Source organism: Gordonia sp. OPL2, from assembly GCF_003797825.1.
Lineage (GTDB): Bacteria > Actinomycetota > Actinomycetes > Mycobacteriales > Mycobacteriaceae > Gordonia.
This window is the reverse complement of sequence record NZ_RKME01000010.1, coordinates 44,051-56,877: the sequence shown is the minus strand read 5'-3', so window position 1 is coordinate 56,877 and position 12,827 is coordinate 44,051. Positions and strand designations below refer to the sequence as shown.

At 67.2% G+C, this 12,827-nt stretch carries 12 protein-coding genes; 9 read left to right on the top strand and 3 right to left on the bottom strand.

What is annotated here, in order from left to right:
- The first annotated feature begins 6 nt into the window (after positions 1–6).
- The gene (locus tag EEB19_RS12240; RefSeq protein WP_187586745.1) at positions 7–765 is read left to right on the top strand and encodes an SGNH/GDSL hydrolase family protein; all 759 of its coding nucleotides are present in this window, start codon (positions 7–9) and stop codon (positions 763–765) included.
- A gap of 27 nt (positions 766–792) precedes the next feature.
- Here the strand turns inward: EEB19_RS12240 and EEB19_RS12235 are convergent, their stop codons facing one another.
- On the bottom strand, positions 793–2,406 hold the full coding sequence (locus EEB19_RS12235) for a 13E12 repeat family protein (protein ID WP_262365617.1): 1,614 nt from the start codon (positions 2,404–2,406) through the stop codon (positions 793–795).
- Between the two features lie 212 nt (positions 2,407–2,618).
- Here EEB19_RS12235 and EEB19_RS12230 point away from each other — a divergent pair, with 212 nt between their 5' ends.
- Both EEB19_RS12230 and EEB19_RS12225 read left to right on the top strand, forming a co-directional pair.
- Positions 2,619–3,119 (top strand): PH domain-containing protein, encoded by a 501-nt coding sequence (locus EEB19_RS12230; RefSeq protein ID WP_187586571.1) that lies wholly within the window; start codon positions 2,619–2,621, stop codon positions 3,117–3,119.
- Positions 3,106–4,644 (top strand): PH domain-containing protein, encoded by a 1,539-nt coding sequence (locus tag EEB19_RS12225; protein WP_187586569.1) that lies wholly within the window; start codon positions 3,106–3,108, stop codon positions 4,642–4,644. The genes EEB19_RS12230 and EEB19_RS12225 overlap by 14 nt, the downstream gene beginning before the upstream one ends.
- Here the strand turns inward: EEB19_RS12225 and EEB19_RS12220 are convergent.
- Entirely contained in the window at positions 4,628–5,683 is a 1,056-nt protein-coding gene (locus EEB19_RS12220; RefSeq protein WP_187586567.1) for an alcohol dehydrogenase catalytic domain-containing protein, read from the bottom strand. The two genes, EEB19_RS12225 and EEB19_RS12220, sit on opposite strands and share 17 nt — an antisense overlap.
- 238 nt (positions 5,684–5,921) lie before the next feature.
- Between EEB19_RS12220 and EEB19_RS12215 the strand changes: the two genes are divergently transcribed.
- Together EEB19_RS12215 and EEB19_RS12210 are read left to right on the top strand one after the other, a co-directional pair.
- Entirely contained in the window at positions 5,922–7,733 is a 1,812-nt protein-coding gene (locus EEB19_RS12215; protein WP_187586565.1) for an FAD-dependent oxidoreductase, read from the top strand.
- Positions 7,734–7,813: 80 nt separating this feature from the next.
- Positions 7,814–8,416, top strand: a complete 603-nt coding sequence (locus tag EEB19_RS12210) for a TetR/AcrR family transcriptional regulator (protein ID WP_187586741.1) — start codon at positions 7,814–7,816, stop codon at positions 8,414–8,416.
- A gap of 63 nt (positions 8,417–8,479) precedes the next feature.
- Here EEB19_RS12210 and EEB19_RS12205 read toward each other — a convergent pair whose 3' ends face one another.
- Positions 8,480–8,962: an NUDIX domain-containing protein gene (locus EEB19_RS12205; RefSeq protein WP_262365616.1), complete on the bottom strand. Its 483-nt coding sequence runs from the start codon at positions 8,960–8,962 to the stop codon at positions 8,480–8,482.
- A 165-nt stretch (positions 8,963–9,127) separates the two neighbouring features.
- Between EEB19_RS12205 and EEB19_RS12200 the strand changes: the two genes are divergently transcribed.
- From EEB19_RS12200 to aroA, 4 genes are read left to right on the top strand one after another with little or no spacing between them, the layout of a single operon-like run.
- Positions 9,128–10,831 carry a nucleobase:cation symporter-2 family protein gene (locus EEB19_RS12200; RefSeq protein WP_187586563.1) on the top strand — a complete coding sequence of 568 codons (1,704 nt, stop codon included), beginning with the start codon at positions 9,128–9,130 and terminating at the stop codon, positions 10,829–10,831.
- Positions 10,832–10,884: 53 nt separating this feature from the next.
- A complete protein-coding gene (locus EEB19_RS12195) occupies positions 10,885–11,121 on the top strand; it encodes a hypothetical protein (protein ID WP_187586561.1) in 237 nt (78 codons plus the stop codon).
- Positions 11,122–11,123: 2 nt separating this feature from the next.
- Entirely contained in the window at positions 11,124–11,504 is a 381-nt protein-coding gene (locus tag EEB19_RS12190) for a VOC family protein (protein ID WP_187586559.1), read from the top strand.
- Positions 11,505–11,561: 57 nt separating this feature from the next.
- On the top strand, positions 11,562–12,827 hold the full coding sequence (gene aroA / locus EEB19_RS12185) for a 3-phosphoshikimate 1-carboxyvinyltransferase (protein WP_187586557.1): 1,266 nt from the start codon (positions 11,562–11,564) through the stop codon (positions 12,825–12,827).

Sequence of the window (12,827 nt, the reverse complement as noted above, 5' to 3'; positions counted from 1 at the left end):
CCCGTGATGCGGTATGTGGCCATCGGTGACAGTTTCACCGAGGGGGTCGGCGACGAACCCGACGGCGTGAATCCCCGTGGCTGGGCCGATCTGGTCGCCGAGGGTCTCGCGCTTGAGCACGGTGATGTCGAGTACGCGAACCTGGCGATCCGCGGCCGATTGCTCGCGCCGATCGCGACCGAGCAGGTGGACGCGGCGTTGTCGATGGACCCGCTGCCGACGCTGATGACGTTCAACGGTGGCGGAAACGACATGTTGCGGCCCGGCAGCGACCTCCCCGGCCTCATCGCGCTGACCCGCACGGCAGTGCGGCGCTGCCGCGACGCAGGCATTGATGTCGTCCTGCTCGCCGGCGCGGACCCGTCGGCCGGCCTGCCGTTCGGGTCGACGATCCGCAACCGCGGGGAGTTCCTCACCGCCGAGATCGCGGCGCTCGCGGCCGACGAGGGCCTGACTCTTGTCGACATGTTCCACGACGCCGAGATCCGACGCCCGACCTATTGGTCGGCGGACCGATTGCACCTCAACGCCATCGGCCACCAACGGGTGGCAGCGCACGTCCTCCGGGCCGTCGGCGTCAACACCGTTCAGGTCCCCGGGCGCCCGACGGACACGGTCGGCGGTGTGCGGATCGTCGAGGACCTCCGGTTCGTCGGCGGTCACCTGACGCCGTGGGTGATCCGTCGGATCCGGGGTCGTTCGTCGGGTGACGATCGGACGGCGAAGCACCCGACGTGGGTGCGAGTCACCGACTTACACATCTGACCCCCGGGCGCCGCAGCGTCGCTCGCGCTAGCCCGCGGTCTCCCCTTGGTCGCGTATTTCCTGTTCGCGTTCCTTCTGTTCGCGTCGTCGGCGGTTGCGTTCGCGTTCTTGTTGTCGGCGTGCGTATTTCGCGGCGAGGCGGCTGCGGGGACGGGTGGGTGGTTCCTGACCATCAGGCGCCAGGTCGGCCGCACCTGCAGCTCGCGGCGGCGGCGGTGCGAAGCGGATGCGTCGCAGGCCGGGAAACAACACTTCCAGGTTGTCGGGGTCGCCGGGGATCACCAAACCCTCCGGGGTGATGAACTCCTGGCGCAGCCGGCCACGCCGATCCCGATACTGGTCATCGACCCAGGAACCGAACGTCTTGAGGATGTGGAAGAACCGGTCTTTGACGTTGAGATTCTCCGGCACCGTCTGCCCACCGGCCGAAGGGTCGGCATGGTGGTACTCCACGACATGATCGACGTCGGCCACGAACGCTGATGTGGCATTACCGGGCACCACACTGTGTCCGTCGCGTACCCGGATGTAGGTGTCCAACGCGGCCGACGGCCGATACGGATCGGCCGGTTGATGGGCGGGCAGCGTCCAGGTGCCGTCCGGATTCTGCGGGGTACCCGGCGGCACGATCGGCGTGACGACCGCATCGGGGCGGGCGGCCAGATCACGCACATGCTCACCCGAGATGACACCGTGCCCGGCGACGAACCCGGCATTGTCGGCCTCACCGGCGATCGTGTTCTCGTCGGCCACCACATGAATCACGATCTTCGACGCTGACGCGGCGACCACGGGTTCGGCAATCTCGGCCGGACAACCGTCACGACCGCACAGGCACTCGAACCGGGTGTGCGACATCAGGGCGAATGCCGCATCCGAACGGCGTTGGGCGATCGTGCGGGGATCGTCACCACACGTGGTGACCGCCAGCGCGACGATGCTGTCCCGGGAGATCCGGGCATTCTCCGCCGACATCACCGCGGCGACCTTGGCCACCCCATCGGCTTTGGCCTCCACCCAGGCGTCGCGGGCATCCAACGCCCGACGGCGACGCTCACGCACCGCATCCGGATCGTGGCGGTAGACGATCCGATCGACCATGTCGCGTAGCCGTTCTGCCGACCACGGCCCATCATGCACATCCAACTCCGCCGCGATCTGGGCATCCACCTCGGCCGCGCAGTCCGCGCCGTCGATCAAATCGGTACGCGCGATCACCGCGATCACCCGCTCCGGCGAGATCCGCCCCTCCCGCAACCGCTCAGACACCTGCGGCAGGCGATCCCGCAACGCCACCGCCTGCACTATCACCTGTTCGGCAGCGTGCTGGGTGATCGCCAACGCCACCGACACACGAGCCGCACAATCAGCGAACCCGTCCACCAACAACACGTCGTGAACATCGCGGTCACCGACCAGGCGGCGATGCAACTCTGCAGCCAACTGATAGTTGTGCCACGCCAGATACGAACGGGCACGCTGAGTCGAGGCCATCGACCCCACCAACTCGTTGACATGAGTCCCGATCAGATCAGTCACATCATCGGCATGCACACCACCGGTATAGAACGCCGGCAGATCCGGCCACGGCGACCGCGCACGCCACCACCGCGACATCTCCCACCCCGCGACAGCAGCCACCACCAACACCTTCCAGAGACACAGACACCGACCGCAGCACCACCGGTCACACATATCTCTGGAACAAAGCCGCCACCCGAAACAACCGAACGCGGCCGACAATCATCATCTCGGTCCTGCAGAAACCAACCTACGACACCCCACCGACAAGAACCCTCGTCAGCGCTGCGCGTGGGATGGATTTCCGCATACCTCACATAGAGTGGACGTCGATGGATTCCACACCGCCGCTGCTGCTCCGCGAGCCTGCCCACCAGGTCGATCCCCGCGCCGTGACGATGTGGCGGATGACGCCGCTCCTCACCGGGATTCCGGTCCTGGCCGCGGCGATCGTCGTCGCCGCGCTCGTCGACGCCGTCCGGTGGCCCGCACTCGCGGTCGGAATACTCAGCGTCGTCATCACCGTCTTCTTCGTGACGGTCGTCCCGATCTGGCGCTACCGGTTCCATCGCTGGGAGGTCAGCGACGACGCCGTGTACACCCAGGCCGGCTGGTTCGTCCGCAGCCGAGTGATCATCCCGATCGCACGCATCCAGGTCGTCGACACCGCGGCGGGTCCGATCGAGCAACTGCTGAACCTCGCGACGCTGACCGTCACCACGGCATCGTCGGCGGGCACGGTCCGCGTCGTCGGACTCGACGCCGAGGTCGCGCGCCGCGCGGCCGCCGATCTCACCGCCCGCACCCAGGCGTACACCGATGACGCGACCTGAGATCCCAAGCGTCGGCGACGACGGACCGGATGACTGGCATCGACTGTCCCCGTGGATGATGGCCGTGCGGCCGATCGAGCAACTCCCCCAACTCATTCCGGTGATCATCGCGATCGTGTTCGCCGGCCGCGGTGCCCCCGACATCAGCATCATCCTGGCTCTGATCGTGATACCCCTGGTCACAATCGTGCCGTGGCTGGTGACCCGGTACCAGGTCACCGATGACCATGTCCGGGTGCGCTCCGGCTTGTTCACCCGTAAGGTCGCCACCGCCCGTCGCGACCGTATACGTAGCGTCGACCTGACCGCCTCCCTCCCGCATCGCGTGCTGGGACTCCGGAAGGTCCGCATCGGCACCGGCGGTGACAAGGAGTCCTCGGTCGTCGAATTGAACGCGATCACGGCATCGGAAGCCGATGCGCTGCACGGCAACCTGATGGCGACTGTGGTCCGCAACGCCCCCACCAGGACCGTGACATCCGTGGATACCCCCGGCGTCGGCGTGGCGTCACCGGAAGAACTGTCCCGGCTGCAGTGGTCCTGGTTGCGATTCGCCCCGTTCTCTCTGACCGGGTTCGCCGCGGCCGCCGCCGTGGCCGGACTGTCCGCCCAGATCGCCAACGAGGCCGGTCTGTTCCGCCAGGGTGCCACCGCCGCCGAGCACGTGTACGACCGCATCCGGGACATCCCGCTGCCGACCGTCATCGCGGTCGCGGTGGTGGCGGTCATCGTCGTCGGCGTTGTCCTGTCAGTCAGCGGATATGTGCTGAGCTACTGGAACTTCCGACTGATACGTCACCCCGAGGACGGAACCCTGCGGATCGGCCGCGGATTACTGACGACGACCGCGACCAGCCTCGATGAGAACCGGATTCGCGGAGTGCACTTCCACGAACCCGTGCTGATGCGGCCGCTGGGCGGGGCACGCCTGAATGCGATCGCGACGGGATCGTCCAAGCAGCCACTGTTGCTTCCGCCTGCCCCGCTCGCCGAGGCGCTCCGCGTCGGCCGGCTGGTGGCACACGACGGCGACGAACTCACCACTGCCCTTCATCACCACGGCCGTGCTGCGCTGATCCGGCGTCTCACACGGGGCTTCTGGGGTGGGCTCGTCGTCGCGCTCATCGGAGTCGTGGCGGTCATCGGTCCGCTCACCTGGCCGTGGCTGATCGCCGCAGCGGCCGCCGGGATCGTGTCCACCGCGCTCGGCGTTGTCCGGTTCCGCAACCTCGGCACGCGGGTCACCGACCGGTCGGTGATCATCGCGCCCCCGCGGGTGGCGCGCCATCGACATGTCGTCGACCGCGACGGTGTCGTCGGCTGGGCGTCGAGCGCGTCGTTCTTCCAGCGTCGTCGTGGCGTCGAGACGGCGATCCTCGCAACCGCCGCGGGCGCCGAGGCCTACGCCGCCATCGACCTCGAGCCGGCCGCCGCCGCCACTCTGATGGCCACCGTGTCACCGGATCTGGTGGCCCCGTTCATCGCCAGATCGTCGCCGCCGACGGACGTCACCCGGCCGCGATGATCACCTTGAGCGCGTGCTCGTCGGCCGCGTTGCCGAACGTGTCATACGCCTGGTCGAACTGATCGAACGTGAACCGGTGGGTGATGAATTTCTCCGGGGAGATCTCGCCGCGTTCGATTCCCTCGAGGAGTTCGGGCGCGGTCGTGGCGTTGACCAGTCCCGTGGTGATGGTGAGGTTGTTGATCCAGTCCCGTTCGATCGGGAAGGTGACGCTCTCGCCGTGCACACCCACGTTGGCCACGTGGCCGCCCGGCCGCACCGAGTCGAGCGCGACACCGAAGGTCGCGGGCACCCCGACGGCCTCGATCGCGACGTCCACACCGAGCCCGCCGCGACTGAGGCCCTTGAGTTCGGCGACCACATCACCGCCCGCGTTCACATCGATCGTGTCGGTGGCACCGAAATCTCGGGACTGTTCGAGCCGGAACTTGTTGCCGTCCACGGCGATCACCTTCGACGCACCCGCGGCCGATGCCGTCATCACGGCCGCGAGCCCGACCGGCCCGACCCCGACGACCGCCACGACGTCCCCCTCGCCGACGGCGCCGTAGAGCACCCCGATCTCGTAACCCGTCGGCAGTATGTCGCTCAACATCGTGCCCTGCTCGGCGGTCACGCCCTCCGGGAGCGAGATGAGGCCGTTGTCGGCGAACGGGACCCGCACGTACTCGGCCTGGGTGCCGTCGATGAGGTGACCGAAAATCCATCCGATGCCGCCGACGGTCTGGCAGTGCGATGTGAGACCCGCCTGGCAGTACTCGCACGTGCCGCACTTGCTCACGCACGACACGATCACCCGGTCCCCGACCCGCACCCGTTCACATCCCGGTCCGACCTCGGTGACCACTCCGACGCCCTCGTGCCCGAGAATCCGGCCGGGGGTGACCGCCGGGACGTCGCCCTTCAGGATGTGCAGATCCGTCCCACAGATGGTGGTCACCTCCATCTTGACGATCGCGTCCGTCGGTTCCCGCAGAACCGGATCCGGCACGTCCTCCCAGGTCTTCTGGCCCGGACCGTGATACACGAGAGCTTTCATCGCCGACTCCTCCGTTGGGGTACGCGGGCAGCGTAAGCGCGGCGGCCTGTCTCGGACGTCTCACGTTGAGACCTGGCGAGAACGTCGACCACCGTATCGACCGACCACCTGTATCGATCGACCACCCGTATCGATCGACCCCTTCGTGAGACCATTTCGCGAAACAGTCCCACCCGGACCCAGGTTAGTGGTACACATCACATCAGTCAGTGCTGACTGGTTTGAAGGGACGGGGACCATGGATGACGACCAGAGCAATTTCTCTCGACGATCGGTGCTGAAGGGAGCCGCGGCCGCCGCCGTGCTGGCGGGCACGGCTGTGGCCATGCCCGGTGTCACCGCGCCATCGGCGCAGGCGGTGCCACGTACAGGTCGCGCGCGCGGCCGGGAGGTCGCCATCTTCGGCGGCGGGATGTCGGGACTGTCCGCGGCCCACGAGCTGATCGAACGCGGCTTCCGCGTCACCGTCTACGAACCCGCCTATCTCGGCGGGAAGGCCCGAAGTCACGACGTGCCGGGGACCGCCCGCGGTGGACGGATGGCCTTGCCGGGCGAGCACGGCTTCCGGTTCTTCCCGGGCTGCTACCAGCACGTGACCGAATCGATGGAACGGATCCCGTTGCGCGGCGGCGGAAATGTCAAAGATCGCCACCTCATCAATGTGGAGACAGCAGTCATCGCATTCGACGAGGCCGGGTACGCCCCGACGACCGCCCCCGCGTCGATCATGGGTTTCGTCGACCACGCCGCCGACATCGTCGAACTCGACAACCTGCGCAACGCACTGACGACCGGACTGAAGTTCGTGGTCGACATCCCGCCGCAGGAACTCGCATATTTCGTCACCCGCGAACTCATCATCGCGACGAGCTGCCAGGAGCGGCGGCTGGGCCAATGGGAGAACACCCCATGGATTCAGTTCGTGAAGGCGAAGGGCAAATCACCTGCCTACGAACGCTATCTGGCCGGCGCCCTCACCCGCGCACTGGTCGCGGCCAAGTCGCACACGGCGTCGGCACGGACCATCGGACAGATCGGGCTCGCACTCGCGACGTCGGCGACCGGATTGATCGGACAGTACGACGCCGGACTCGTGAACGGGGGTGTGGATCGAATCCTCAACGCCCCCACCAACCATGCATGGATCGACCCTTGGGTGGCACATCTACGTGCCCGCGGTGTGACGTTCGTGATGAACGAGGGCGTCGCCGATTTCTCGGTGTCCGGCGGGCGGATCAGCAGCGCGAGGCTACAGTCGGGCGGCACCGTCGACGCCGACTGGTACGTCGCCGCGATGCCGCTCGACCGCCTCAAACCGCTGCTGACGCCCGGCCTGGTCGGCGCCGATCCCTCCCTGGCGGGGATTCGTCGACTCGAGGACGACTGGATGGTCGGTATCCAGTACTTCCTGTCGCGCCGTTCCGACATCCCACCCAGTCACATCGCCGCACTCGGCACGCCGTGGGCGCTCACCGGCCTCTTCCAGGCTCGGCCCTGGAACGTCGACTTCGCCAAGACATACGGCGACGGAAGCGTCCGCGACTGCCTCTCGATCGACATCTCGGATTGGGAGAAACCCGGAATCCTGTACGGCAAGCCCGCCAAGCAGTGCACCAAGAAGGAGATCGCCCGCGAGGTCTGGGCACAGATGAGCCGGGCGATGAACTCCGGCGGCAAGAAGCTGCTGAAGAGCGAGGAGATCGTGACGTGGTCACTCGATCCGGGCGTGACGTGGTCACCCCAGATCGCCAATGCGACACCGCTGATGGTGAACACGGCGGGCTCGTACCGGAATCGACCGACCGCCCATACCCGCATCCCCAACTTCTTCATCGGCGGCGACCACGTCCGGACCAACATCGATCTGGCGACGATGGAAGGCGCCAACGAATCCGGCCGCCGCGCGGCCAACGCCATCCTCGCCGCCGCCGACAGCGCCGCTCGCCCAGCGACGGTGTTTCCGCTCTGGGAGTTGCCCATGCTCGAACCGTTCAAGGCCGAGGACCGCAAACGCTACAAGGCAGGACTGCCACACTTCCTGGACTTCTGATGTCTGCCCTGCGTTCCCGCCCCCTGCCGACGACCCGGTCGCAACGATAGGATCGTCGAGTGGATCGAGCCCCGCGCGCCGTGGCGCACCCCGGCGGGGTCGCGACGCAACTCCGTGGCGACCGAACGCGCACACGCATCCTCGATGCCGCCATCCGCGTGCTGGTCGACCAGGGATATGCCCGAGCGAGCACGCTCGCGATCCAGGCCGAGGCGGGGGTGACGCGCGGGCGCCTTCTCCACCACTACCCGTCGCGCGACAAACTCCTCATGGCGGCGGTCGATCACCTGGCCCGCACGCGGATCGAGGAGATGCCGTCGCAGGTCGATTGGCCTGCCGATCCCGCCGACCGGATCGGTCCGGCAATCGAACTCGGCTGGAGCACATTTCATCAGCCGTACTTCGTGGCGTCGATGGAACTGTGGACTGCGGCGCGCACGAACGAACAGCTCCGCAGCGCGCTGGTCCCCACCGAGCGGCGGCTGGGGCCGACGGTTCGACAGGCTGTCGCCGGATTCCTCGGTCCCGAGTTGACCTCCCGCCCACGCTATCCCGAGCTCTATCCACTTCTGCTGTCGAGCATGCGTGGAGTCGCGTCGACCTACCTGATCGATCGACGCGATCCCACGACCGATCCGCATCTGGAGTTGTGGAAGGCGATGACGCGGACGTATCTCTTGTGAGAGCACCACGTCAGCACAATGTCCGCAGACGTAGCCGAAATCGTCTCCATACGACGATTCTCGCTATGTCTGCGACGGGCGATCGTCCCGGACCAGCTCCATCAGCCGCTCGACGAACGCGGCCTGCGCCGGATTCAACTTGACCCGTGCGACATCCGGCGACACCCACTCCGCACGATCGATCTCCGGGAACTCCTGCGTCCGCCCGGATCGAGGCGGCCACGGCATCTCGAAGGTGTTGCTGACGATCGTGGCGGCATCCAGATCACCCTCGACGGCGAAACCGGTGACGATCTTCCCGCTCTTGAGTGTCACCTCACCGAGTTCGATGACCGGCCCGTCGGGTGGCGCGCTCCCGAGTTCTTCGGCGAACTCCCGACGCGCCGCCGTCTCCGCATCCTCGCCCGCCTCGTAGAGCCCCTTCGGGATGGACCACGCGCCGTCGTCCTTGCGCGCCCACAGAGGGCCGCCGGGATGAGCGATCAGCAGCTCGACGGTGTCGCCCTGCCGCCGGTACAGCAACAATCCCGCACTCCGCTTGGTCACTGCCGCACGCTCGATTGCCGCTTCCCGGTCTGCCGGCTCATCCGACCATCTTCTCACCGGCCCGCGGCGCGCCGGGCCATCGACCGACCGGAATATATCTTCGCCGAAACACCACCGTCACACCGCAGCGCCATGTCCGAAACGCCGGACTCGTAAACACTGCATATGGCGGTTCTCGACACGATCAGACACGGCAGGTCCACCCCGCACCCGGTGGACGAGATCCCACCCCTGGCCAAGTTGCTCCCTCTCGGCATCCAGCATGTCCTGGCGATGTACGCCGGCGCGGTCGCCGTGCCGCTCATCGTCGGAGGCGCGATGGTCAGCGTCGGTCAGCTCGAGCAGGGCGACATCGTCCACCTGATCATGGCCGACCTGTTCGTGGCCGGGATCGCGACTATTCTGCAGGCGGTCGGGTTCTGGCGCTTCGGTGTCCGGCTGCCGCTGATGCAGGGCGTCACCTTCGCCGCCGTCGGACCGATGATCACCATCGGCACCAGTCACGGCATCACCGCCATCTACGGCTCGGTGATCGCCTGCGGGATCTTCATGATCGCCGCCGCACCGATTATCGGAAAACTGATCCGCTTCTTCCCGCCGCTCGTCACCGGCACGATCATCCTCATCATCGGTGTCTCGCTGATGCGGGTGGCCGCCGGATGGTTCGGCGGCGGCACCGCCGCGGGCGAGGACTTCGGCGATCCGAAGAACATCGCCTTCGGCTTTCTCACCCTCGCGATCATCGTCCTGATCGAGCGTTTCGCTCCCGACACCATCCGCCGGGTGTCGATCCTGATCGGTCTCGTGGTGGGCACCGTCATCTCGATCCCGTTCGGCATGACCAACTGGGGCGCGGTCGGCGAGAACCCATGGGTCGGGATTCCGCAGCCGTTCCAGTTCGGCCTGCCCACCTTCGAGATCAGCTCGATCATCGCGCTGATCATCGTGGCCCTGGTCATCATGACCGAGACCACCGGCGACATCGTCGCGGTCGGCGAGATCGTCGACAAGAAGATCACCCCGCAGAAGCTCGCCGACGGCATGCGCGCCGACGGCCTCGGGACCGTCCTCGGCGGTGTCTTCAACACGTTCCCCTACACCGCGTTCGCCCAGAACGTCGGACTCGTCGCCATCACCGGCGTGCGGACCCGCCATGTGGCGACCTGCGCCGGCATCATCCTCGTCGTCCTCGGCCTGCTCCCCAAGATGGCGGCGGTCGTCGAGGGCATCCCGCTGCCGGTCCTCGGCGGAGCGGGCGTCGCCCTGTTCGGCATGGTGGCGGCGAGCGGCGTGCGCACCCTCACCAAGGTGAAGTTCAACAACACCAACATCCTGGTCGTCGCCATTTCGGTCGGCGTCGCGATGCTGACCGAGGCCAAGCTCTATTACACGAATCGTGAACTCGGCGACGCCCCGGTGAACGTCTCGCTCGACCTGTATCACCAGTTCCCGGACTGGTTCCAGACGATCTTCCACTCGGGCATCTCCGCCGGAGCGCTGACCGCGATCCTGCTCAACCTGCTGTTGAACACACGGAGTACCTCCCCCGACCCCGTCGACTACCACAACACCGGCGAGATCGAAGTCGTGACGAAGGACGGACTCGGGCTGTCGGGCGCCGACGCGATGCGCAATGCCGCATTCGATCCGCGCGATGCGCTCGCCGCCGCCGATCCGGACACGCCACCCGAGACACTGCGTTACCTGGCCGAGCAGGACCCGGGTCTGCATCCGTTCATCGTCACCAACCCGTCGGCACCGAAGGATCTGTGCGATCACATCAAGGACCTCGGCGACCCGAAGGTGACGAGAGTCGTCGAGGCCTGGGACGGCTACACCGACGGCGGGTTCTCCCGTCGCGGCTCGTGACCGGTCTTCCTCGGTGCGCCCTGCTGACGCCTTTCGACGCCTAGAGTTGAGACATGTCCGACAGCCCACGGGACGACCACCATCCGGCCGATGCGATGACCGACGACGACCCCGACAAGCCGCACGAATACGAGCACGATCCGACGTTCGCCTTCGGCGACGCGAAGCCCATCGGCCAGACCGATCGCATCGCCCGCGAGATGGCCGCCTACGAGGCGGCGCGGCACGGCAACGACGTCAATCGTGGCCACGCCCTCGGCGGCAGCGACGGCAGCACCGAAGGCCAGTAGACATGGAGGTCCTTGCGAGCCGGGTCCTGTTGCGTACCCGCGATCCGCAACGCCTGCAGGCGTTCTACCGCGATCGGCTCGGACTCGCCGTCGCACGGGAGTACCCGGGAGGCATGGTCTTCCACGCGGGCAACGGACTGATCGAGGTCCCGGGGCACATGAGCGAGGACGCCACCTCGAGCGCAGGCGCGGTGCTGTGGCTCCAGGTCCGCGACATGGGTGCCGCGGAAAAGGAACTCCGCGAGGCGGGCGTCGACATCGTGCGCGAGGCCCGCACCGAGCCGTGGGGACTGATCGAGATGCACGTCGCCGACCCCGACGACCGCACCATCATCGTCGTCGAGATCCCTGCCGACCATCCGCTGCGCACGGACACACGGTGACCCTGTCCGCCCAGATCGCGGTCAGTGCTCGTATTTCGGCATGACAGACTGGACCCCATGAGTATCTGGAGTGCTCCGAGGGTCACCGAGCCGGTGGTGGCCACCGTCGCGTTGCCGGGCTCCAAGTCGATCACCAACCGCGCGCTGATCCTCGCCGCGCTCGCCGACGGCCCGTCGACGGTCCGCGGCGCATTACGCAGCCGGGATACGAATCTCATGCTCAACGGGCTCAGCGGTCTGGGCATCGGCGTGCGGGTCGATCCGGATGACGAGACCACGGTGGTCATCGACCCACGGCCCATGCACGACGCCGACGTCTTCTGCGGACTGGCCGGTACCGTGATGCGGTTCCTGCCGCCGGTGGCCGCCTTCGCCGACGGCGTGGTCGCGTTCGACGGCGACGAGCAGGCCCGCACGCGCCCGCTGACGACCATCCTCGACGCCCTGCGCGACCTCGGGGTCGACGTCACCGGCGACCGTCTCCCGTTCACGGTCGCCGGACACGGATCGGCCCGCGGGGGTGAGGTGACGATCGACGCATCCGCATCCTCACAGTTCGTGTCCGGACTCCTGCTGTCGGCGGCACGATTCGACGAGGGTGTCGTGGTGCGGCACCGTGGCGGGCCGGTCCCGTCGACACCGCACATCGACATGACCCTCGACATGCTGACGACGGCCGGTGTGTCCGTCGACCGTCCGGGCCCCGACACCTGGCAGGTGTCCCCCGGCCCGATCCGCGCGGTCGACCGGGATGTCGAACCGGACCTGTCGAATGCCGCTGCCTTCCTGGCGGCCGCGGCCGTGACCGGTGGCGCCGTCACCGTTCCCCGGTGGCCCGAGACGACCACCCAGCCCGGAGCCGAGATCGTCGGCATTCTCGCCGAGATGGGGTGCGCGATCGAACGCGCCGACGGATCGCTGACCGTGCGCGGACCGGAGAAACTCACGGGCATCAGCGTCGACCTGCGGGAGGTCGGCGAGCTGACGCCCACGGTGGCCGCCCTGTGCGCGCTCGCCGACGGCGAGTCGGTGCTGTCGGGCATCGCGCATCTCCGTGGGCACGAGACCGACCGTCTGGCAGCGTTGTCGACCGAGATCAACCGGTTGGGCGGGGACTGCACCGAGACCGAGGACGGCCTGCGTATCGTGCCGCGGCCGCTCCACGGGGCGATCTGGGAGTCCTACGCCGATCACCGGATGGCGACTGCGGGAGCGCTGATCGGACTCGTCACCCAGGGTGTCACCGTCGACGACGTGGAGACCACGGCGAAAACCCTCCCGGACTTCCCGGGTATGTGGCAGAAGATGATCGGGCACATCTGA